14 protein-coding genes and 1 rRNA gene are annotated in these 24,059 nt (G+C 46.1%); all 15 read right to left on the reverse strand.

Annotation, left to right across the window (positions count from 1 at the left end; all coding sequences use genetic code 11):
- Positions 1-1,006, reverse strand: a 16S ribosomal RNA gene (locus AC58QM_RS12825); the annotation flags it as partial.
- Between the two features lie 389 nt (positions 1,007-1,395).
- Positions 1,396-3,447 (reverse strand): CBM96 family carbohydrate-binding protein, encoded by a 2,052-nt coding sequence (locus AC58QM_RS12830; RefSeq protein WP_497284489.1) that lies wholly within the window; start codon positions 3,445-3,447, stop codon positions 1,396-1,398.
- A 67-nt stretch (positions 3,448-3,514) separates the two neighbouring features.
- Positions 3,515-4,186, reverse strand: a complete 672-nt coding sequence (locus AC58QM_RS12835) for a hypothetical protein (protein WP_497284491.1) — start codon at positions 4,184-4,186, stop codon at positions 3,515-3,517.
- A 31-nt stretch (positions 4,187-4,217) separates the two neighbouring features.
- Positions 4,218-6,107, reverse strand: coding sequence for a heparinase II/III domain-containing protein (locus tag AC58QM_RS12840; RefSeq protein ID WP_497284493.1), 1,890 nt, complete (start codon positions 6,105-6,107; stop codon positions 4,218-4,220).
- A gap of 105 nt (positions 6,108-6,212) precedes the next feature.
- Positions 6,213-7,853, reverse strand: coding sequence for a type 2 periplasmic-binding domain-containing protein (locus AC58QM_RS12845; protein WP_497284495.1), 1,641 nt, complete (start codon positions 7,851-7,853; stop codon positions 6,213-6,215).
- A 57-nt stretch (positions 7,854-7,910) separates the two neighbouring features.
- On the reverse strand, positions 7,911-8,798 hold the full coding sequence (locus tag AC58QM_RS12850; protein WP_497284497.1) for a carbohydrate ABC transporter permease: 888 nt from the start codon (positions 8,796-8,798) through the stop codon (positions 7,911-7,913).
- Positions 8,799-8,812: 14 nt separating this feature from the next.
- Positions 8,813-9,781: an ABC transporter permease gene (locus tag AC58QM_RS12855; RefSeq protein ID WP_310502619.1), complete on the reverse strand. Its 969-nt coding sequence runs from the start codon at positions 9,779-9,781 to the stop codon at positions 8,813-8,815.
- Positions 9,782-10,048: 267 nt separating this feature from the next.
- Positions 10,049-12,334: a helix-turn-helix domain-containing protein gene (locus AC58QM_RS12860; protein WP_497284499.1), complete on the reverse strand. Its 2,286-nt coding sequence runs from the start codon at positions 12,332-12,334 to the stop codon at positions 10,049-10,051.
- Between the two features lie 590 nt (positions 12,335-12,924).
- Entirely contained in the window at positions 12,925-15,189 is a 2,265-nt protein-coding gene (locus AC58QM_RS12865) for a hypothetical protein (protein WP_497284501.1), read from the reverse strand.
- A gap of 53 nt (positions 15,190-15,242) precedes the next feature.
- Positions 15,243-16,961: a type 2 periplasmic-binding domain-containing protein gene (locus AC58QM_RS12870; protein ID WP_497284503.1), complete on the reverse strand. Its 1,719-nt coding sequence runs from the start codon at positions 16,959-16,961 to the stop codon at positions 15,243-15,245.
- Between the two features lie 64 nt (positions 16,962-17,025).
- Positions 17,026-17,895: a carbohydrate ABC transporter permease gene (locus tag AC58QM_RS12875; RefSeq protein WP_497284505.1), complete on the reverse strand. Its 870-nt coding sequence runs from the start codon at positions 17,893-17,895 to the stop codon at positions 17,026-17,028.
- A 21-nt stretch (positions 17,896-17,916) separates the two neighbouring features.
- Positions 17,917-18,876: an ABC transporter permease gene (locus AC58QM_RS12880; RefSeq protein WP_497284507.1), complete on the reverse strand. Its 960-nt coding sequence runs from the start codon at positions 18,874-18,876 to the stop codon at positions 17,917-17,919.
- Positions 18,877-19,029: 153 nt separating this feature from the next.
- Complete coding sequence (locus AC58QM_RS12885; protein ID WP_497284509.1) at positions 19,030-20,526, reverse strand: response regulator transcription factor; 1,497 nt, start codon at positions 20,524-20,526, stop codon at positions 19,030-19,032.
- Entirely contained in the window at positions 20,523-22,307 is a 1,785-nt protein-coding gene (locus AC58QM_RS12890) for a cache domain-containing sensor histidine kinase (protein WP_497284511.1), read from the reverse strand. Before AC58QM_RS12890 ends, AC58QM_RS12885 begins: the two co-directional genes overlap by 4 nt.
- A gap of 142 nt (positions 22,308-22,449) precedes the next feature.
- Positions 22,450-24,006 carry an extracellular solute-binding protein gene (locus AC58QM_RS12895; protein ID WP_497284513.1) on the reverse strand — a complete coding sequence of 519 codons (1,557 nt, stop codon included), beginning with the start codon at positions 24,004-24,006 and terminating at the stop codon, positions 22,450-22,452.
- Positions 24,007-24,059: the final 53 nt, after the last annotated feature.

The raw sequence follows: 24,059 nt of genomic DNA on the forward strand, positions 1-24,059 counted from the left end.
GTTACATCGGGATGTCAAGACCTGGTAAGGTTCTTCGCGTTGCTTCGAATTAAACCACATACTCCACTGCTTGTGCGGGTCCCCGTCAATTCCTTTGAGTTTCACTCTTGCGAGCGTACTCCCCAGGCGGCATACTTACTGTGTTAACTTCGGCACCGAGAAATCGAATCCCCGACACCTAGTATGCATCGTTTACGGCGTGGACTACCAGGGTATCTAATCCTGTTTGCTCCCCACGCTTTCGCGCCTCAGCGTCAGTTATAAGCCAGAAAGTCGCCTTCGCCACTGGTGTTCCTCCACATCTCTACGCATTTCACCGCTACACGTGGAATTCCACTTTCCTCTCTTACACTCAAGTCATCCAGTTTCCGATGCGAACTGGGGTTGAGCCCCAGGATTAAACACCAGACTTAAATGACCGCCTGCGCGCGCTTTACGCCCAATAATTCCGGACAACGCTTGCCCCCTACGTATTACCGCGGCTGCTGGCACGTAGTTAGCCGGGGCTTTCTTCTCCTATACCGTCACACAAAGAGCAGTTACTCTCCTTGCTGTTCGTCTAGGGCAACAGAGCTTTACGATCCGAAAACCTTCATCACTCACGCGGCGTTGCTCCGTCAGACTTGCGTCCATTGCGGAAGATTCCCTACTGCTGCCTCCCGTAGGAGTCTGGGCCGTGTCTCAGTCCCAGTGTGGCCGTTCACCCTCTCAGGTCGGCTACGCATCGTCGCCTTGGTGAGCCGTTACCTCACCAACAAGCTAATGCGCCGCAGGCCCATCTTTAAGCCACAGATTGCTCCGTGTTTCATGATTCTCTCATGCGAGAAAACCAGTTATCCGGTCTTAGCTATCGTTTCCGATAGTTATCCCAGTCTTAAAGGCAGGTTGCCTACGTGTTACTCACCCGTCCGCCGCTAGCTTAACCCGAAGGTTAAACCCGCTCGACTTGCATGTATTAGGCACGCCGCCAGCGTTCGTCCTGAGCCAGGATCAAACTCTCCATAATAGAAAGATGACTTGCTCATTTGAAGCTAGCGAGATTTTGCAATCTCTTTTATAGTCGATTACTCGACTGTGCTTACTCACTCGTTGTTCAGTTTTCAAAGATCAATTTCTTTCGTTCACTGCCGTGTTACCGAAGCAGCGAGGAGTAATATACCATGTTCATTTTTTAATTGCAAGCTTTTTTTTAATTCTTTTTTTTCGTTACCAGCCTGTCTGTTTCTTGTCTATCTCTTGGCCGGATTTGTAATATAGCATGGATGACAATCAGATAGCAATGTTTTAATTTTCCAATTAAAAAATTAATTATTCGATCAAAACAAGAGCCAAATGCCCGGCGCCTCGACATGGACTGTCGTTATGCGCGTCTAAGCATTCAGCTCTTCTACATGCTTACGGTGTAATAGTTAACTTAGGCCGATCCGTGGTCGTGATACTCTCGCTTGAAGCAAAGGACACATTCCCATTAGAATGCACAGGTGTCGTGCTGTACACCCGAATGGAAAGCTTCTTGCCGGTGGACATCGCCGCTTGCACTTGAGATGTTACATTTATGGTAATTGGCGTACCCGCTACAATTGTATACGTGCCAAGCACGGTGCTGGAGGAAGGCTTCGTATCCCATGTGATGGCACCTTCTGTCCAGGTGTTGTCGCTAACGAGTGCGACCTCATTTTGAATGCCGCTCATTGCAGCTGTGATTGGCTTCAATGTAATCGTTGCGTTAGAGACAGTCCCACTATAGCTGTTAAAATCAAATTTAAAATAACCATCACGTTTGTAGCTAGTTAAATCGTTCTTCGTATCAACGGTAACAGCCGTTGTTCCAGCTTGATTCGCTGTAGCGTAAGTGCCGTCTCTTACATTCGCATCATCCACGGCTATCCATGTATTCGGCGTCGTGAGGACGATACCCGCTCCATTATAAGCGCCGCGATTCGGTGCAGTCGACGATGAGACGGTGTTGCCCCAGTAATCTTTCCCTCCATTACTGCTGATTAAAACACCAGAGGATAAGGCTGGTGAACCTGTTCCCAGCTTATAGCCATTGACTGTGCTTAAACCAGTGCCGCCGCTGCCCGCTCCTGCCAAAAGTGGATCACTCGTTAATTTATGAGCATCACTAGGCTCGCTAGCAGGATGGTTACCATAGAAAACGTTGTAATCATACACGTCATTCGCTTTGACGGAATAGCCGCCGCTACCTGCGTTATATACGATGTTATTTTTAAAATAAATTGGATTGCTTCCTGCCAGCCCTGTAGTAATGCTCGTGCTTAAACCAGAACCTATATAGAAGGTATTATTATAGATTTGGCTATTCAACGGTGTGTAGCCGCTATTGAATTGGAAAATACGCGCTCGGTCATTCTGAGAAATATTATAGCGAACAATCATATTATCGTTACGAATCGATCCATTCCCCATGACGAGCAGAAAGCCACCCTCATTATCATGGCTATAATTGTACTGAACCGTACAGCCAGTCAAGTTAAAGTCACAGTCAAAGCCTTGGCCGTCGTTCGTTGTTTTGGTATTGTAGGCTTCATTATATTGCATTACAGGATTCGTACTATTGATCGCCCAGATCGCCACATTGTAATGAGTATCCCGCGCATGCGCTGTATTCACAACGTTATATTGAACCAATCCATTAATGGATGCCCTCATGACAATGCCGTCTCCGCCAATATCATTCAGTGTGTTGTTGCTGATAACGAGATTCGTGTAAGGCTCGAAGTTGCCTGCCCCGTCATTGTTCCCCCAGGAGCTGCCATTGCTAATTCCCGTACGATCCGTGCGCTCTATTGTATTACCATCAATAAGTACGTCGTTCCATTTGGTTCTTACCGCGGTGCCAGATACAAGGACATAGATACCTCCAGTTACTTTCAACGCATCGGTATTCGTTCCCGTAACATCGTGGATATACATATTTCGAATATAGAAATGGTTGTATGTTCCCACATCATGTGCCTCAACCTTGACCCCGTAACGGTCACCTGCAGAAGCTGATGTATTCGTGACCTCTAAGTTATTCAATTCCCAATACTGCTGATTGTAAAAATAGACCGTGCCTCCGGTTAGTCCATTCCCATTAATAATCGGCTTATTGCCTGTGCCGTATTTATCTATGATAATAGGTGACCCTGAAGCTCCAGACCCAAGCGGGTGCAACTGCCCAGTCCAAACGGAGCCCGATTTAAAAAGGATTTTATCACCAGGTAAAAATGTCGTGCTGTTGACTTTGGTTAACGTTTGCCAGGCAGTCCCTGTACTCAAACCATTGTTGCTATCACTGCCTCCTGCGGAGTCAATATAGTATGTCGTATTGTTCGCATACGTCGTGGTTGTTAGTGCTGGTATCGATAAAACGATCGTCAATAAGAGTGTGAAAATTAGGCCGACCGACAGGCATAAACGAAATGCCTTTGAAATTTTCATCAATCTTTCTCCTCTACCATGAAATATAAGCGTTTACAGGAACTAGACCAACAAGAAGTACACTTGCTTACTGTACCTTCATTTCTTGAAAAACGTGGTCCACAAGCCTCACTTGTGCAGCATCCATCAATTGCTTCACTTTGTCTGCGTAACTAGTGTCCAGCGCGCGTTGCTTTTGATCATCACTTAAGCCGCTGCTGGCGGTGTCACCTCCCTTCAATACTGTCTCCTCTTGAAAGATTGCTTTGACTTTCAATACCAAATTGGAAAACACATAGGTGTAATAACCGCGTTCCTCATATCTTCTAGGACCGTAGATGACTTGGTTATTCTTAATCGCTTTCTCCCTACGCTGATTTTCCTGAGACCAATTCGCAAGAAAGGTTGTATAGCTAAGATCATTCACGAGGTCGTATTGCTGGGCTAAAAGCTGTTGCACTTTGACCTCTTTCAAACGGTCTAGGGCCAGCTGCTTGGCTCTCTCGATAGGCACCTCCCCCTGAAAGCTCGTCGTCCAGAAGGAGGCTGAGTCATCGGCGTTATATGTTTTCTTGAAATAGCCTGCAGTCTGCGCCTTCGCATCATTCAAAAAAAGCTGAAACTCGCGCTCATCGATCGGTACATCATTGATATAGGCGACTGTGGCATAAGAAGGACCTGCAAATGATGGATTCTGCCATTCCGTGCAGCCAGTTGTCACAAAGATAGACAGAAGAAATAAGATCACGATAGGCTTCATAATTCCCCTCCTCCATAGACAGGTTAGTTGTTTATTCCAGCCTTTCAGCCATTCGAAACACCCAATTGCCTTGTTGCACGGCATGACGAAGTTGAAATTGGATGCGATACAGGCTGTCGCCCCACACGCGCGTCAAGCTTTCGTCTGTTATCGTGATGTGCTCAAATACGGCCTCCCATTGTTCATGCTCATAAAAAAGAACGAGCTGATTGTTCGCCTGATCTTGCAAACGTATCTGGCCCTGCTCATGATGCTGGGGAAGTTGGCTCGACATCATGTGGAGAAGCACTTGATCAGTAGCCTCTGTAAGCAAGCACGATTCCCTCAGTTCAATGACTGGGTTCAGCCCTCTATGCAGCGTTAGACTGCGGTGCCAACTCTGCACACCCGCTTCAGTTGGATAAGCACTCGCTAGCTCTACCCCGAAACGGACAGTGTCCACGCTGTTCTCATAGGTGACGTCCTCCGCGCGGAAGGAACGGCCTTCCTTTTGCTCAAAACCGTTGATGACCGGAACACTATGATAGCCAGACTGCATCGTCCATATCTCAAATCGCTGTGGGCTAAACGTCTTCTGGGTATACGTCTCTACCCCGATATCAATCAAAAACGGCTTCCCATTCACATAAACCACAAAATGACCGATGTCATTATGGTTATGGCTTTCATCATTGTGACCGCCTTTGATTGCCACAAATAGGCCTTGTGATGAGCCTTCCAATTCCCTGGAGGCCATTACTTGCAGATTCGGAAGCCATACATCTTGATTAAGAGGGGGCGCGAGCGCTGTCTCCTTCTGAATATTGGCAAAGCTATGCAAGCTGATCATTTCTTGAAAAAAGGAAATGCCCTTCCCTCTGCGCTCAGGTACTTGATACGTGCGGAACCCAATCTGCCCCAAAGCACGTAGCTGATCATCCTGAATACGTGAACCGTACAAATGGATCATGCCGTAATCCTGTGAAGCAATCGCGGAGCCATCTGCGAAATTAACATAGTAATGACCGTCAATATTCATGTTGTAGACGAATTGTCCTAGCTTCTTAATCAAAGGTTGATCGTAGACCGACAGCACACCGTCCGAAGCACGATACAATAGTTCAAGATTGACTAACAGCATCCCGGCCGCTCTAGCCCAGTACGTTGAACCTTCATCGCACCCGCCATCCTCGAACTGTACCTCTACGTACCGATCTAAGCTGCGCAACACCTTATCGTAGAGCGCTGCTTTCCGCTCTGGCTCCATTTCCAGCAAGAGCAAGACTGTTAACATATTCGCATTGCACCACGGGTTCCAGTTGTTTACCTCTCGTTCCCCAAAGCCCATCCACCAGAAATCATTTCGAGCCGTGTAAGGAGCAATAATACGGCGTTCCAGTTCTACACCGATGCGTGCTCTAATGAGGGGAGAGATCTCATCTAGCTGCAACTTCAGCAAGTGAGATGTCCAAGCGAGTAGCGCTGCGGTTTCACCTGCGGATAAATCGAACAAATGTTCTTCTGAGTTAGAAAGAACATCTCCAGGCCGAAGGGATAAATAATGATGCGCCGGAGCGCACCACGTCGTCTGCTCACAGAGGAGCCAAACTACGTTCATAATTTCCCGCAGGAACCGCCCCTTGGCTTCGATGCATTCTGCGATCAGGAGTGTGCAAAGCCCATTGCGTCTTTCTGTTTCAACCGAATCGTAAGGCTTACGGCTTCCCTCTTCGAAATAGGCCATAAAGGAGGTCGCACGCAAAGATGGCCATTCGTAACCCAGGTACGACTCTGCTTGTGTCACCCAAGCTTGCTGTAAGTCGATGGACACGCCAGCCCAAGCCTCGCGATCATCGCGTGCTGGGAAAATGCGTCCCTCCATGCTTTTGCCTAAAATATGAGTTCTCACATCGGAAATGGTGATGAAATCTGTCAGCTTCATGTCGCTAAGTTCCTCCTTGTTGGGGTAAAGAAAAGACTGCCTCATTTGCAGTTTGGCTACGAATGTGACAGTCTTCTAATTTAGAGAAATGAATTCATTTGCAAACTATTTAATGACTTCGGTGTACTGCTTTTCAATCTCGTTTGCTCCAGCTGATCGTGCCTTTTTGACATAATCATCAAAGGAATCAACGGTTTGCTCGCCTGTAATGATCTTGATGTAATTTTCCGTCGTCAGCTTCTGTAAATCCGCTGTGTACTTGCCGGAAGCTTCTACGCTTGGCAGATAAGATGGCGGTGTGCCTGTTCCTTTCACTTTATCCGCGACGACATACTTCGCTTTGAATATCTGCTTCACTACATCCGGATTGTTCGTGTACATGCCGAAAGTGGAGACAGCGCGTTGTGCTGTTTCAGTTGGATTCTTGAGATTGGAAGCGACAGATCCGTCTGCGTTAATGACGTAGTCTTTGCCTTTGACACCGTAGTTAGCCAACATGTAATAGTCCTTGTCGGTGACCAGTGTATCTAGCATTTTCAAAATCGTATCTAACTTTCTCGGATCTTTCGCTGCATTCTTCGTAATTACAAGGGTTTCGTTGTTGTAGCCCCAAATGTTCGCGCCGTAGGCTTTGCCATCTGGACCTTTAATCGCTTTCCCGAGTGACCACGTTTCGTCGAATTTGGCATCCGGCTTCACTTTCATGAATTCTTGATAAACCGGGCCGCCTTTATCCCCTTCTGTAAGCGGCGGTGTCCAGTGATAATACATCACGTTGCCCGTCACACCGACACGGTTGTTAATGAAGGCATGGGAAGTCGCCCAATAACCGCCTTTATTCTCACCCGTAACGAACTCAGGATCGATGACGCCGTCTTTGTACCATTTGGCCAGCAGCTTCAGGCCTTCTTTCATCTCTGGTTGGATCGCATCCATCGTCACTTTGTTATCCTTGACGGTATACCAGAGTGCGGAGTAAGGCGTTGTCCCTTTAATGACGTCTGTCGGAATCGGTCCAAATGCGCCCAGCACCGTTTGCATGGCTGTACTGGACAAGCCATAGGTGTCTTTTTTGCCATTTTTATCAGGGTCATTATTCGTAAATTTGTAAATGGCATCTTCAAACTCAGACAATGTTTCAGGTACTTTGGTGATGCCGACGTTTTTGAGCCAATCGGTGCGCCATACAAGGCTGGTTGGATAGGTGCCGTCTAGTTGGAAAGCGGACAGGCCATAGTTTTTGCCTTTGTACATGCTGGAACGGAAAGCTGACCCTGAAGTGTCATTGTCCATGATTAATTTGTAGTAGTTCGGTGCTTTCTGCTTGATCGTATCTACTGGAATTTCAGCGGCTACCCCACTGTCCACGAGTTTGGATAATTCGAAGCCTTTCAGCCTCAAAATATCCGGAATTTCTCCCGATGCCATGCGGACGTTGAACACTTCACTGTATTTCTGCGAATCCGCGGTCCAGACATTGATTTTTGCATTAAAACGTTTGGACACTTCCTGTATGATCTCTGAATTCGCATCTGGTGCTACATCGTTGATGTTATAGCCTGCCCATTCAATTGTTACTGGTGCTTCATTCTTCGCTGCTGCTGTTGCTGTTGTACCTGTTGCTGCGGGTGCTGGGGTGGTACTTGTCGTACTGCTCTCTGTGCCGCTGCTGCATGCTGCCAAACTCCCTACTAATAAAGCTGCGCTCACCAAGCTGCCTACATGACGAATTGCTTTACGCTTCATTTTTAGACCCTCCTAGACATGTATGTTAGTGAACCATCCCCTGTGAGGGGGCTGGGATTAACCTTTTAATGAGCCAATCATGACGCCTTTGACGAAATACTTTTGCAGGAAAGGGTAAACAACAAGCAGTGGAATCAGGGATACCATGAGTGCAGCCATTTTCATCGTGTCGGTGTTCGCATAAATCGTATTCGCTGCCTCAACAGCCTGTGGCTCAGAGCCTTCAAACATAATTTTGCGCAACACAAGCTGCAGGACCGCTTTCTTCGAATCCTTGAGATAAATCATGGCGTTAAACCATTCATTCCAATGGTAGACCATCGTCCACAGACCTACTGTAGCAAGGATCGGGATGGAAATCGGCAAGATGATGCGCGTTAGAATAACGAACTCATTCGCCCCATCGATACGGGCTGACTCTTGAATCTCCTCGGGTAAGGACATAAAGTAATTGCGGATAATCAGCATGGTAAAAGTATTAATTGCGACAGGCAGCACAAGCGCCCATACGCTGTTATAGAGACCGACGCCTTTGACAATCAAGTAAGTCGGGATCAAGCCACCGCTGAAAAACATCGTGAATACCATGAAAATCGTCCAAAACTTGCGATGCACCAAATTCTTTTTGGACAAGGGATACGCTGCTAGAATCATTAGGGTCATGGAGACGATAATACCTAGAATCACGCGAACGAATGTATTCTGGTACCCCGTCCAGATTTGCTGATAGGCCAGAATTTTGCGATAGCCATCCCAATCAAATTTGAGCGGAATCAGATGAATACCGTAACTGCTCACCACTTCTGGTGGACTCATCGACACTGTGACGACCTGCATGAAGGGGATAATGGTCAGCACACTTAGCAGAATGAGCGTTGTATAGACAATCGTATCAATTAAGAGATCTTCAAAGGTTCGTTTCTTTTTCTTGCGTGTCGTTACCATTTTTTTGAAATCACCTACCATAAGGAATAGTCATTGGTTTTCTTTGCGACATAATTGGTGAGCAAGATGAGGAAAAAGGCAATGATGTTTTTGAATAAACCGACAGTTGTTGCGAAACTGTAATCGCCTTTCACAAGCCCTATCTGATACGTATAGGTGGAAATCACATCACCAACGGAGAGTACGGAGGCATTGAGCAAGTTGTAAATTTGATCAAAATCATCATTAATGATGCCGCCTACTGCAAAAATGAACATGATGGTTACGACTGGCATGATGGATGGCATCGTGATGTTCCATATTTTCCGGAGACGTCCCGCCCCATCCATATCTGCCGCATCATATAGCTCTGGATCAACACTTGTGATTGCAGCAAGATAGATGATCGTTGACCAACCGACTTCCTTCCATATGGAGGAGAGAACTAGGATCGACCGAAAGTAGGTCTCACTCGTTACGAAGAGGATCGGTTTATGGCCAAATTCCATGATGATCGCATTGATCAAACCTCGTGTCGGTGACAGAAATTCGATCACAATACCACCAAGAATTACCCAGGAAATGAAATGCGGTAAATAGGTGATGGTCTGAACGGCTTTCTTGAAGAAAACTAGGCGTACCTCATTCAATATGAGACAGAGAATAATCGGTGCTGGAAAGCCAAAAATCAATTTATACGTAGAGATGATAAGGGTATTCTTCAGTACCGGTAAGAAATACAGACCCGTGAATAGCTCCTTAAAATGATCTAACCCTACCCATTCGCTCCCTGCGACGCCCTTAAGTGGATAGTAATTCTGAAAGGCAATAACAATTCCATATAAGGGGGCGTAGTGGAAGATGAGATAGTAGGCAATGACGGGTATTAACATGAAGAAAAAATATTTTTGTTTCCAATACAGCTTGATAGCACGTTCTTTATTGATCTGCGGTTGCACGCGCTGCTTTGCTTCCCGTGCTGCGATGATTGCGTTGCTTTCCATGCCATGCCTCCTGTTCCGAAGTCTTGTGTGCTGTGCAATTTGATTTGTTTTGTTTTGATGCCCTTATCGTACGGCCTATGCACGGAGATCGACAACGCCCAATAACTTTACGGAAGTGCTGTTTTTTTTACGTCTTCGTGAGAATCATGGATTCGTGGCGTGTTTCTGCTGTGGGATGACAGATATTTTTACCTGTGTTGTTTTTTTGCTTTCTAGGGCAAAGAAAAAACTGCCATGCATAGTGCATCGCAGCTCTCGTAGGGAGGACTAGCTTTCGAGGCTATCTCGATAGCTTTTGGGCGTACACCCGAAGTTCTCTTTAAACACATTTGCAAAATAACGAGGACTCGTATAACCGAGCTTCGCAGCGATCTCTTTAATCGATAAGTCCGTTTCTCTGAGGAGGCTTTCTGCGTGTTTCATTTTGATACCAGCCACATGCTCGGAGAAATTCGACCCCATAACGGATTTATAGATCCGACTCACATAGCTCGAGTTCATATGAATGCCTTCGCTTAATGAAGAAAGGGAGATCTCGTTATAAATGTTCTGCTCAATGTAGGCAAGGATCTGACGTTCTAGCGCGGTACCTGGGTCATCATTGGTCGCAGTGGTAGTGTTGTACTCCATAATTTGCACAGCCACACCAGTGAGCCAGTCCGTTAAATCAGCAACATTGTCCATTTTTCGGCCATAATCCCGAATGTCATAACCAAGGAATCGCTCTAAATCAATATCCATTGAAATCGCGGTTGTCCGGATAATTGAAATCGCATCAAACACCGTATTGCGGCAGTAATCAATATGATACCTGCCCGAAACTAGCGCTTTCCGTAATATATCCAGAATCGAAGTCACCATCTCCTGATTCCGATTACGTACTGCGACAGACAGCTGCTCGATAATTTGCAGGCCACTTCCGTGCTCTTTGCGTTGTGCGATGGCGAGGTCTTCATAAGCGATGCATGATTCCGTTGGCATGATGAAGGCATAGTTCAAACACTCGCATGCTTCTGTGTAGGATTGTGCGATGTTGGCGTAGGCATGGTCGTACTCACGTCCGAAGCCGAGTACAAATCTCCCTATCATCTGCTGGCTGATACTGCTGTGAATTTGCTCCTTATCCAATTGGTGCGAATAATTGAGTATCACAATAATATGCCCAGCGTTATCCATGGTCGAATTTAGTTTATAGTTACCAAGTTCTTCAACATGCTGCAGCATACTGTATTGAATCATCATCTCGTTCTTCAGGCCAATTCCCTCTGTACCGAAAACCTTAAGAGCCATACAGGCTGTTTTCTCACCGTCAAAATGAAGCTGAAGCGTTTTCTCCATATTCGCTACTTGTGGATCGGTCTGATCGAGATCCCCTTGCAGCAGCCGCATGATGAACTTATCGCGAATAATTGGTTTATTCGTCTCCATTTGATGATTCAAATCAGTAATCGTATGGGATACGCGGTCGATCACCTGATGAAGCATCGTGTACTCGTTCTTCGCATGCTTCTCTTCGCCATCTGAACTTCCTAAATTGCGAATGGTTTGAATGATGCTGCGCAATGGTTTATTCGCCCAGTGGGTCATGTATATCGAGAAAAGCAAGCTTACCGTGAGCAGGCCGATCGTTGTGATCAGCAAATAGTTCTTGAGCTGCTTGGATTTCTGATACAGGGTATCTATCGAAATGACGGATACGTATTTCCAATTGTTATACTTGGATTTGGCGTAGGATACGACGCTTTGAACGCCGTCGACGGAAGCTTCGAATGTACCTGATTCTGGTTGCTGAAGGAGCGTCGTTATGTAATCCTTCTGATTCAAATTCTGACCAACGAGTTGGCTATCGCTATGGACGAGTACTTTTCCTGTTTCATCTACAATGAATAATACTTCTCCATCTGTCGGAGAGGATTGAATGAGATTGTGAATCGCACTCTCTTTGATGTTAATGGCAACGACAGCTTGCCGATTCGCGAGGCTATCGATCAACGGAATATTGGATAGATAGGTGATCACTGTCGTATTCGATGGCGTGGTTACACGAGGGGGCAACCACCGATTGGGAGTATTCATCGTACGCAGGAAATTAATCCATGTTTCATCTAAGCTTTTGAGTGAGCCTGCCGAATCCAAGTACGAACTATATTTATCATTAATGTACACGTTTCCCGCTGTATACCACACTTCAACGGATTGCAAGAAGTTCAACTTGTAAGGGATGTCCGTCAAAAAGTTGCTAACCTCAGCAATCTTGTAGCCATTGCCGCTAATATCGTGTGTGAGCGGATAAGCGAGTACTTCATTACTTGGAATATCGGAGAAATAAATATTCACCAACCGGATGACACGATCTAAGATTGTTTCGTCCACAGCATATTTCAGCTTGCTGACATCTTGTGTGCTTTGTCTATTGATTTCTTGATTATAGGCGGTAGAGAAATAGTGGATATAAAAGAGCTGAGGCGCTAAGGAAAGAATGATCACAAGCAAGATGTTGAACAAGAGGATTCGTGAGTAGATAGTGCTCATCCTAGCTCGGATGTTAAACATGTAAGATGGAGCACCTCCTTGCAAGGTGGGATGAATGATGGCAGATCGGGAGCGTGATAAAGCGTTTTCAAACATTAATTCTACTATATCATAAATTTGAGGCTTGTCATGAGTGATTAATGGTCGGACGGGGAGTTACTGGCGCGTTAGAGCGTGGAGTTGATGGAGGCATGGAGAAATGTTGGGATATAAGACCCTTTTGAGGTCTTATTGAGGTGAATCCAGGACTGGGTCAGCTATGTGCTGTGCATTGAGCATCGGAGTAAGTGTTAGTCCGATATTTCCGAATTAAAACGAGGATACCTCTCACAAAAGCACAAATAGTCAGAATCTGCTGAACTATTTACCCAGTTTGGTTAAGAAGAGTGCGTTTGGGTCTATTTAGTTAGGCTATTTAGGACTAATGAAGATATGTTGGCGCAGACAGTGAAATTAATTCGATAATGTCGGACTAATGAGTCTCGAAGAGGAGTAATCTGAGCAAAGTCCAGCCTAGAATACGGCTTTCTAATTTATGGGGGGAGCTTTTGAAGACTGCCACGCAAAAAAGAGCCAAGAATGACTCTTGGCCCTCAATATTTAATACACATTTAAGACAGCAGCTGTCCTGCAACTACTTCCACGGCGTTAATGTAAACATGCGAATCTACGGATTCTGGATGCTTCATCCCTTTGACAACTAATCGAATCTCCGTCTCTGTCTCAGGATCTAAACTAGACACACTATAAACTGATTTGCGGAATCCAGTTTGTTGTCTATACGTATCAACTGTACCTTGATAAGTGCCATTCAGGTAAACATCGAAGAATCCACCGTCTGCGCATTTCTTCCCAATAATGCTGGCAGCTTCACCCTTGAATCGGAATGATAATTCAGCTCCAGCTGCACCTGATTTGGCCAGTGTTCGAGCGTAGACGTTCCAATCACCATCAGCACGATCCCACTCACCTGAATAATGAATGGCTAGATTTGTGTTTAGGTAGCGCGTACACGACACAGGAGAAGATTCCCTAATGGGTTCGATCCGCAATCCACGGAAGGCGTGACGATGATAGCTGCTTAGGAGCGCAGCATGGCCGCTCGGAATCTCGCTATCTGTATACTCAAACAATTGCTCACCGTTCCAATAGGCTTTGATGGTTTTGCCTTCAAATGCCAGCTCCAAGGCGTACCAGGCTTGCGGATCCAAGGCGGATGTGTCTCCCTGCAAAAGGGGATATTTCCCTTTCATCAGCTCATACCGCCCTGTATGTCGCATGCGCAGCCAATAGCCTTCCGGCGGCTCATTGCTTTTGGATGTATAGCTGATGCGGCCGCCTAATCCGATATAGCCTGCCTGCTGCTCCAGCTGGACCTCTACCGACAAACGATAGTTAGTCCATTCTAGGCTGCCGAAGAGCGTATAGGGTTCGGGTGTTCGACGATACGTCCAGTCAATCGGGATTTGCTCTTCCTTCACTTGCTGCCGAAGGATTAGGCCCCCGTCATCAGAATTCGGCTCGAATTCAAATGCGCCTCCTTGATCGGACAAGTACTTCGGATTGCCACTGGGACGACCATCCGTGAAGTCATCACGATACGGAAGTGGGAATGTCGTTTCCGCTGTTATGCTGAGTTCTTCATCGCCTTTACGCTGCCCAGTTGTCGTTGTGATCGTATAGATGGCATATGGCTCGGCTGTGAATTGATACGGGCCATCCGACTCCAGATGTGTAGCAACCAGTTGAAAATGAGCATGTTCGGTTGTCTTCCAGATATACAGCTTCCGATCGGTATTTCCGGTGTCGAATTGGTAACTACATGACGCTGGTCCATTGTTAAGCACGACGATAGAGATATCCTTCGTGTTGGGATCGGTCAGTGTCACATAGCCGCCTGTCTCCAATTGTCCACATGCGTCATCGAGATAGATCCAGCCATGCTGCATGAACTGCGTGAAATGCGCAATCACCCAGAAACCAGGGTCGATCCGGTAATGCCCGGACCATGGCCAAGTGGCAACTAAGATGCCTTTGTAATTGAATGGCGTGTTCTCGTACTCGGCCTCCAATAATGGATGCAGCTCGTATTTCACCATCTTGCCATCGACATACATGTCGATGATGCGCTTGCCGATATGCAGAGCACCTCGGCTAAAGCTGTGGCGGAATGGCGCGAGATCCTCGCTTAGCCATAGCGATTTCCCGCTGACCTTGGCCGTCTCCGTGCTGTCCTGGCGATAATGCACGCCATAAGCGTGCACCGCATCGAACAGCTCCGGATCCTCGGCCGCATGGTCGGCTATATCCCAGCCATGGTCGCTATCGTCAGCGACCAGCTTGATATGGCCGAAGCCTTCCCGCTTGAGGCCAGGGACCAGCGTATTCACCGTCCAGTCGCGACTGAATGCGCCCTCATTGATATCCGGACCGAGGAAATCGAATTCGAGTCCGTATTCATCCCTTGCTCCGCGCAAAAAGTTCAAGTAATACGCCAGCTTATCCTCATCGTTCTGAATCCAGAGCGGCGTCCCCCAGCGCAACGCGTCTAGCAGCAGCGCTGGGTTAATCGCCTTAGCCAGCTTAGCGATCGGCAGCCCGTAGCCTCGCGTAATGTCAAAGTCCGTTCGACTCCGCATATGCGAAGGCTCGGTACCCGCCGAAGTGTTCACATCGGAACCCAGCTCCACCTTCAAATGCTGTAAGCTAACCCCATACATCGGCTTAAACAATAAATCCATAATTTCGTTACGCTGCTGCTCCGGATAATCCATAAGCAGCTTTGACATGCCGTTGCTCGTAATGCCGCCAATGCCTTCAAACACTCGGCCCTGCTTGGCATCCACGCACTTAATGACTCGCGTCTGATTTTCCATCGTAGTTCCCCTTTACTGGGCAGATCGCTCTGATGCGTCTGCCCCCCTAAGGATTATTTTTTAATTTCACTCATAATTTGTTTATACTTCTGATCCTGCTGCTTCGCGATTTCATACATGTCCTTCGCTAAGAAAGCACTATCTTTCTGCGTTGCGTACCAGTTGGCCATCCACTCTTCGACTTTCTTACCATCTGCTTTTTCCCAAATGCTGATCGCTTCTTTCATCGCATCTTCGGTGGAGTATTTATCGCCTTCCACGATGGATTTGGCCCAAACCGTTCCATTCCCAGCACCAACCATGCTATTCACTTGTTTATCTGTGTTCGTCACAATCGTTGCAAGGTCTTTCGGCAGCTGCGGCATATGCTCCGAGTGCGTCAATTCTGCGTAAGGCAGATCGAACGTTAGGTAAGTATCACGCAGCAATTGGTAGTAATCCTGCACACGCGGGTCACTCTTATACTGAACCGCTGCTGTGGAACATTTATTAAAGCGCAAGCCTGTATTCGTCAGCATTTTCATATAAACCGTGATATCGCTAACTTCTTTCTTAAATTTGTCGGCATCGATAATTTGTGCGCAACCGTCAACTGTTTTCGTATGAACGCCTTCCGTTCCATTATCGAGAACATCAGCTGTAGAATCTTTCGCCATGAAATCAATATATTTCATCACAGCGTCTGCATTTTTCGTGGAGGCCGCAACGGCACCTGTCATTTGCACCGGATTTTCCAACGAAGGCGTATAGCGTCCGAATGGACTTGTCGGGAACGGCATCAGCGTCATCGTTGCAGTCGGCACGTTCTTTTGAAGCGGATCTAGAAACTGTGACACGATATCCTGCGGTGTATTAAAGTTCGGTGAAATGATGCCAACTTTACCTGTGATAAAGTCTTGTTTGGCCTTCGCCATATTTTTATCGTTGAAAAAGTCCTTATCTACAATGCCTTCACTGTACAGCTTTTTCTTAAAATCTGTCGCAACCTTAATGTTTTCCCAGCTGTACGTCAACTTGCCGTCTTTGACAACCCAAGGCTTAATCGCATAGAACATTTGGTTGATTGTGTATTCCATGGAGCCAGCCAAGGCGATACCAAACGTATCCTTTTTACCATTGCCATCTGGATCCTGTTCCGCAAAAGCCTTCGCAACCTTATATAAATCATCCGTTGTTTTCGGCATGTCGAGACCGAGCTTCTTCAACCAGTCTGTACGGATAATGACGCCACGAAGCGGATTCACCCATTGAATATGGCCAACTTCATAGAGCTTGCCGTCTGGCTTGGTGCCAGCTTTACGGAGCAGTGGATTTTGCTCAAGCAGCTTTTTGTAATCTGTGGAACTCTTAGCAATCAAATCATCCAGAGGCAGCAGTTGCTTCTGCTCGTACAAGGGGTTTCTGATCGTTGGATCAAATACCATCAGGAGGTCTGGAGCAGAGCCGGAGGCGAACATGACATTCGTTTTTTCTTTAATTTGGGCAAAAGAAACCGCTGTGAATTTCACATTCTCAGGCCCTTTTTCGTTGATCCATTTGGTCCAGCGATTGGACTCATTGGTTCCTTCATCTTGGGAAACACGTCCGGTGTCGTAAGCGGTTACGGTAATGTCTTTGCGAACCTCTGGCGCTTTGGTTGGTGCTGCTGACACTGATGACGATGCCGCTGGTGATGCAGTAGAAGTGCTTCCCTCATCCTTGGAACAGCCGATAACCGTTAAAGCAAGTACAGCCGTTCCCGCTAAAGCAAGCTTCACTTTCATATTTCTCATGTCTACATACCCCTTTCATATATGAAACGCTTGATAAGCATGGTGAATCCGATACTGGATGAATCTAACCTTTTACAGCGCCGAGCATAACACCTTTCACGAAATACTTTTGCAAAAAAGGATAGATCACGATCATCGGCAGCATCATAATCATGACACTTGCCGCCTTCAAGGATTCCGGCACAACTTCCACTTGGGCGCCTGTTAAAACAATCTCCTGCAGAAGCTGCTGATTTTGAATCATATTTTGGACAAGGACCGCCAAATTATATTTCGCGGATTCATTGATATAAAGCATCACATTGAAAAATGAGTTCCAATAGCTGACCGCATAAAATAGCGTGATCGTCGCCAGTACAGGCTTAGATAATGGCAAAATGATTTGCAGCAGCTGACGCCATTGCCCGCATCCATCCATTTTCCCCGCTTCTTCCAGCTCATCTGGAATGTTCTCGAAGTACGTTTTCATGACGAGCATATTGTATGTATTCACGAGAGCGGGAATCCATAGTGCCCAGTAACTGTTCACAAGTCCGAATGTTTTCACAATGAGATAAGTGGGAATCATTCCACCGGTAAACATCATGGTAAAAATCAAAGCCAAGGTCACATAGCGTCTTCCGGGAAATAATTTGCGTGACAACGGGTAAGCCGTCAGTATGGTTACTAGCATACTTAGCGCAACACCCACGACAGTGATCACAACACTATTTCTAAAGGCAGATAGCATCCGTGTCCCTTCAATCATCGACGTAAAGGCATCCGTATTCCAGCCAACCGGCCAGAACGTGACTCTGCCTGAAAGGATTTCCTGCGTATGACTAAGTGATAACGAAGCTATATGCAGCAAAGGGAGCAAACACGTCAAGGCGATCAGCGCTAGTAAACCATAATTAAGTCCGAAAAAGAGGCGGTCTCCGAAGGACGTTCTCATGTTTTTATGTCACCTCCACTTTTAAAATAATCCATGTCCGAAACGCCGGGCCAGCGCATTAGCAGAATAGACAAGTACAAAGCCTACAACGGATTCGAAAAACCCCATTGCTGCCGTCAAGCTAAATTGCCCGCCTTGAAGTCCCACGCGATACATGTAGGTCGAGATGACCTCGGAGACATTGGCGTTTAATGAATTTTGCAACACATACACATGATCGAAACCAATCTCCATTACCTTACCTAACTGTAAAATGAGCAGAAGGACGATCGTTGTGCTAATCCCCGGAATCGTCACATAACGAATCTGCTGCCATTTGTTCGCACCGTCGATATTGGCTGACTCATACAGAGAAGGATCGATGGCCGTCAATGCTGCCAAGTAGATAATGGCGTTAAACCCCATTTCCTTCCATACACCTGAAGAGATAAACACAGCGATCCAACTCTTCGTATTGTATAAGAATGCGAAGGGCTCTCCGCCCGAAAGCTTGATCCAGTTGTTTAGGGTGCCTGATTCAATCGATAGGATTGAGATGATCAAGCCACCCACAATGACCCATGAGAAAAAGTGAGGCAAATAGAGAATCGTCTGCACGATCCGTTTGAACCACATTCGACGAGCTTCATTCAACATGATCGCAAGCGCAATTGGAATGGGAAACCCACAAATAATCGTTAAACCGCTTAGTACAAGTGTGTTGCGGATAATGTCCAACGTCTGGTCTTGTTTAAACAAGGTTTCGAAATTGTTCGTCCCGATCCAAGGGCTGTGAAGAATACCGTCCGTGAAATTGTAGTCTTTGAAGGCAATGACAAGCCCTCCCATCGGCAAATATTTAAACAGCACATAGAACAATATGCCGGGAATCAACATGAGAATAAGCGGTAAACTTTCTTTCCAGCGAAGACTAGATTTGGCTTTCACTTTACGCAGCTGATTCGGCAAGACTGTGGTATGTATCTCCGAATTTGGGTTCATTGTATCTCTCCTTTCTACTTCTTATTATAGAAGGAAAGTTTCAAACCTACCTTGAATCTGATAAGCAATACCTCGAAAATTATACGGAGATTAAGGAGTAAAAAGAGAAGGCACGCAGCGAATTGCGCTACATGCCTTTGACTTACTGCTGAACTAGCCCATCTTCCGATATTCACTCGGCGAGCAATGCACCCACGTTCGAAATACGGTGGTAAAATAGTTCGGATCCTCGTAGCCGACCGATTCGGCAATTTCGGATATTTTCATATTCGTATTGCTTAACAGAATTTTCGCCTTCTCCAAACGGAACTTCGTTAAGTAGTTGGTATAGCTTTCGCCCGTTTCTTTTTTGAAAAGGTTGCTAAAGTAGCTCACACTGAGATGTACATGCTGGGCGACATCATGAATGGAGCAAGCTCCCTCGTAATTTCGCTCCATATAGGCGATGGCTTTATCCAGTAAATTGACATTTTTACCGGCTAGCCACGAATTCAACTGCCACATAAAGGCCTGTATCTGTTTGGATAACCACTCCGCGACTTCGGTGGATAATCGAATGGGCTGCAGCGCCTCAATCCACTCCCCGAGCCCCTTCTCTTCGGCGTCCTCTCCATCCAAGGCCCGCTTACTTGCTGCGGCAAGTGCCAAGGCCGTGCTGAGTCCCTCGATTTTAGCATCGTTCACATTCATCTCGGTCACTTGCCGGAGATGCATCTCCAAGTATTCACGCAGCTGCTCTGTTTTTCCCTGTACGATGAAGGACATCACTTCGGTTTGGATACTTTTGCTCCGAGCAACATGATCAGGGATCTGCAGTTCCGCTTTGCCGCTCCCCTCATAAGAAGCGAAATGACCATATAAAGGGCGTATGCTCTCATAAGCTTCTGACTGGAGTGTTAAGCCGAGCAGGCTTTGTGTGGATGCCACCAACCCAAGCTCGAAGGAGGTGAGCGAGTAAGATTTATCGGTCAGCACAGCGAAAACATCATGCTTCACATTCGTAATGCTGCCAGATAACTGCGAGATGGTGAGCCATTCCTTCATCATATTCAGTAAGGCAAATTGCAGCAGTCTCGCATCTTCGCGCCGATAGCTTTTGGATGACGGTGTGTAAGTGTCGACTGTAAATACCAATAGCTGTCTACTCTCACAGGTCATTTGCAGACGTGCCACTGCATCTTCATCCATCGGGAGGCCTACCAGCCATGACTGAATTTGATGCTCGAACAAGCGATTTTGCTCTAGTTGACTGCGTTCAGCCTGCTCTTGGCGCTCCGCATACAAACGATAAGCTTTCTCCAGTGGAGGTACCAATTCTTGAGCGGAGATTGGCTTCAGCAGGAAATCAATGGCCCCATAGCGTAGCGCCGCTTGTGCAAATTCAAAATCCTTATGCGCTGTCAGCACCATCACGTCGATTGAGCGGTCTAACTCAGAAATGCGCTGGCAAAGCTCGACGCCGTCCATTTCGGGCATGCGAATATCTGTAATGACCAGATCCGGCTCAAGCTCTTCGATGAGAGATAAAGCTTGCACACCGTTCTCAGCCTCACCAATGACAGTCCAACCGGCATGGCTTGCTTCGATCATTTTAGACAAGCCCCTGCGTATGAGATGCTCATCGTCTACAAGTAACAGTTTCCCTTTCATCGCTGCCGACTTCCTTCCATCTGGGTTTGAACGGGGAGTATTAGTTTCATCGTCGTGCCCGCATTAGGTTCACTGTGGATAACTAATCCATACGGAGAACCATACATAAGACTGACACGTCTGATCACGGTTTTCAGTCCAATTCCACCAGTGGCACTGTTTGGCTCCTCTAGCCTGCGATGCTGCAGCTGCATGATTGTCTCTATCTGCTCCTGTGTCATGCCTCGACCATTATCACTAATTTCAATACATAATAAGAATTGATCAATGTAGACCTTGATGCGCAGAATGCAGATTTTGGACATTTGGGCAAAAGCGTGCACGAAAGCGTTCTCCACCAGCGGCTGCAAAATGAGCCGAATCACTGGAAGCTGCTCCGCTTCCTCGTCTACTTGAATGAACGTCTCGAGCCTGCCGCCAATCCGTACACTTTGAATATGGATATATTTTGTAATATGTTCGATCTCATCTTTTACGGTTGTATGTGCATTTGGATTCTGTAGTGCATAGCGCAGCAGCCCAGACAAGGAAAGCACCAACTGAGCCGCCTGTTCGTCATTCTCACCCAGGTACAGCTTCATATGAATCGTATCCAAAGTGTTATAAAGGAAATGAGGATTCAGTTGCGCTTGCAGCGCTGTAAGCTCAGCTTCCCGCTCATTCAACTTACGTTCATACACTTCCTCAACAAGCGACTCAATATTCGCTGCCATTTCATTAAAGCTATGGCCTAGAAACGCGAGCTCGTCTTGGGTCGAGATGCGAATCCGCGTATCGAAGCGGCCGCTGCGGAGCTTTTTCATCCCCGTAACTAACGTGTGAAGGGGTTTGAGCAATCTTTTGCCCGTGAAGAAAATGAGTAAAGAAGCTAGTAATATACTGACAAGACCTGAATAGAGGGCGATTTGGAAAATAACCTGACTCTTCTCGTTAATGGACTTCAGTGATAAGGTGCTGATGAGTGTCATCCCGGAGTCTTGCGTCTTATTGCGACTAACGAGGATCGACTCTCCATTCGACTTCACAATTTGGGAGTCTGGTACGTGTAACAGGTCCTCTAACGTAAAGTTGCTATTAGGCTTCACATTTGTATACACGACTTTATCATTACTATCGAGCAAGATCACCTGCGCATTCTCACCTTTGGCTAATTCATCGAGAATCGAACCAAAGATGGATTGATCGTAAAATAAAATCAGGTTGCCGTAGAGCTCTTGCTTCTTGTTCTTCATATAGCGTGCCGCCGAGATCACGTTGCGATAGCCGGAGCTTTCGATGCTCGATATTTTCAGAGGCTGCCACACCAGCTCACCGTTAGATCCCTCTAAGGAGCGAAGAACTGCTGCATAGTTGGCATCACTGAGGGGGATGACGGTACCTGCATTATTTTCAAAAAAATAGCCGGAGCCTTTCGTATTGTACACATACATGCTGGAAAGCTTGGGTTCATCAATCGAGATCTGATTCAGCAGCTTCGTCAGCTCGTCCTGATCGAGTAATCGGTTGTAGAAAGTATCATCGGCACGCTCTGCTGAGCGCCTAAGAATATCTTCGATGTAGGGATGGAATACGATATAATTCGTCGCTTTATATAGATTCTGAATTTGTGTTTCGACACGAGCAGTTGCTTGCTCATTGGCCTTAGCGAACTGTTTGCTAATTTCCGTCGTAAAAAGTTTGAGATAAACGGTATAGGTGGCATACCCAGAAATGAGGAAGATCACCATGATCAACACGGATAACGAGGCGATGAGTTTAAACGATAAATTCTTCTTGAACATGTGCACACCCCCGTACACGTATTATAGCTTACAGGAGATTCTAACGCCTCGAAAATCATACGTTTTCTCTCGAAAATTATATAGAAAAACCTCTGGTACAAGTACCAGAGGTTATCATATGTTACCCATTCATTTGCACGAATTATTTCTTCGCAGTTGCGTACCAATCGTTTACTTCTTTGAAGCTTGCATCTCCGCCTGAAGTTTTGAATTTCGCTTGGAATGCTTCAAGACCTGTAATCGCTTCAGCACCAAAGATTAGTTTCGTTGTGTAGTCGTTAACCATTGTGTTCAGCTGTTGGAAATTTTTCGAGAATTCAGGTAAGTAAGGAGCAAAGCCTAATGGATCTATGATTCTCGAATTTGCTGGTTGGATTGTGTTCATGAAGTTCCATGCATCGAACAAACGCATATCTTTACGAACACGTGCTTGCCAATAAGTCGGATAGATTCTATCGTCTGTACCCGTCAAGAAGTTGTTAGCTTGATTGCGCTCATCTGTGAAGATTGGAAGAATTGGTGTATAAGCGCCATCTTTTAACGTGAAATGTTTATTTTCTTCGCCAATCGCCATTGTTCTGAACGTATCTTTTTCAAGCTTAGCGTTCATCCACTTGATCGCATCTTCCGCATGTTTCGAAGATTTAGGAATGAACGTAATACGATCGAAGCCTGCAGAAGCACTTAAACCCATTTTTCCATCTTTACCTTTTAACGTTGGAATATAAGTTGCTTTAGCTGTAGGGATATTTTTGATCAAGGCATCATTAATGGTAGGTACATCAGCCCAGTGAAGCATGATAACACCTGCTTTACCGCTTGAGAATTTCTCTTTGGCTGTTGCATCTTTATTAGCAGCGAACTCTTTATCGAGCAAGCCTTGTTTGAACAGATCACCAACAAAGTTCACGTAATCTTTATAAGCAGGATCCAACACGCGCGGTGTTAGCTTGCCGTTCACATCATTCCAGAAGTTCGCGATGCCAAATGCACCAGCGATGTTAGGGATAATTGGAGCTTCACCTTTGACGGTTAAAGGGATATTTTTATCACCGTTTCCGCCAGGATCTTTTTCTTTGAACGCTTTAAGAACAGCAACAAGTTCGTCTGTTGTTGTAGGCGCTTTCATACCTACTTTGTCAAGCCAATCTTGACGAATGTACAAACTTTCACCAGCAAATGGCGTTGTTTTTGTTGGGACTGCATACAGTTTTCCATCTATTTTGGCAGCTTCTAAGGCAGTAGGATCAATGGCTGCTTTAATGTTCGGTCCGAATTTGTCGATTAGCGGGCCTAAGTCTGTTAGAGCACCTTTTTTAGCATAATCCGCATATAGGGCTTTGAAGTCAGTTGATCCGACAGTTGTAATTGCATCATACGGCTCACCAGATGCAATCAAAATGTTAAGTTTGTCTTGTGGCTTATCTTGTGGCAACATATCATATTGCACTTTATAACCTGTTGCTTGTTCTAGGTATTTAGCTACTGGATATGTGTTATAATCATCCTTTTGCCAAATTTGAAGCGATTTCAATTCTGGCTTTGGTCCAGCTGGAGCAGTACTTGCGGCTGCTGTGCCAGCAGGTGCTGGTGTGCTGCTACCTGTATCCGTGCTTTTGGAAGCACAACCGACAAGAGATGTTACAGATAAGCTCGCTGCTACAGCTAGAAGCATCATTTTCTTTTTGTTTTTTAACATGTGTGTAAACCCTCCCTAGTCTTGTGTTTAATATATCATTAAACCCTTGATGA

The sequence above is a fragment of the Paenibacillus sp. J22P165 genome (assembly GCF_059692015.1).

Bases quoted from the DNA above. Each gene is read 5' to 3' on its own strand.
- AC58QM_RS12830 (WP_497284489.1), bottom strand. From the start codon at position 3,447: ATGAAAATTTCAAAGGCATTTCGTTTATGCCTGTCGGTCGGCCTAATT.
- AC58QM_RS12835 (WP_497284491.1), bottom strand. From the start codon at position 4,186: ATGAAGCCTATCGTGATCTTATTTCTTCTGTCTATCTTTGTGACAACT.
- AC58QM_RS12840 (WP_497284493.1), bottom strand. From the start codon at position 6,107: ATGAAGCTGACAGATTTCATCACCATTTCCGATGTGAGAACTCATATT.
- AC58QM_RS12845 (WP_497284495.1), bottom strand. From the start codon at position 7,853: ATGAAGCGTAAAGCAATTCGTCATGTAGGCAGCTTGGTGAGCGCAGCT.
- AC58QM_RS12850 (WP_497284497.1), bottom strand. From the start codon at position 8,798: ATGGTAACGACACGCAAGAAAAAGAAACGAACCTTTGAAGATCTCTTA.
- AC58QM_RS12855 (WP_310502619.1), bottom strand. From the start codon at position 9,781: ATGGAAAGCAACGCAATCATCGCAGCACGGGAAGCAAAGCAGCGCGTG.
- AC58QM_RS12860 (WP_497284499.1), bottom strand. From the start codon at position 12,334: ATGTTTAACATCCGAGCTAGGATGAGCACTATCTACTCACGAATCCTC.
- AC58QM_RS12865 (WP_497284501.1), bottom strand. From the start codon at position 15,189: ATGGAAAATCAGACGCGAGTCATTAAGTGCGTGGATGCCAAGCAGGGC.
- AC58QM_RS12870 (WP_497284503.1), bottom strand. From the start codon at position 16,961: ATGAGAAATATGAAAGTGAAGCTTGCTTTAGCGGGAACGGCTGTACTT.
- AC58QM_RS12875 (WP_497284505.1), bottom strand. From the start codon at position 17,895: ATGAGAACGTCCTTCGGAGACCGCCTCTTTTTCGGACTTAATTATGGT.
- AC58QM_RS12880 (WP_497284507.1), bottom strand. From the start codon at position 18,876: ATGAACCCAAATTCGGAGATACATACCACAGTCTTGCCGAATCAGCTG.
- AC58QM_RS12885 (WP_497284509.1), bottom strand. From the start codon at position 20,526: ATGAAAGGGAAACTGTTACTTGTAGACGATGAGCATCTCATACGCAGG.
- AC58QM_RS12890 (WP_497284511.1), bottom strand. From the start codon at position 22,307: ATGTTCAAGAAGAATTTATCGTTTAAACTCATCGCCTCGTTATCCGTG.
- AC58QM_RS12895 (WP_497284513.1), bottom strand. From the start codon at position 24,006: ATGTTAAAAAACAAAAAGAAAATGATGCTTCTAGCTGTAGCAGCGAGC.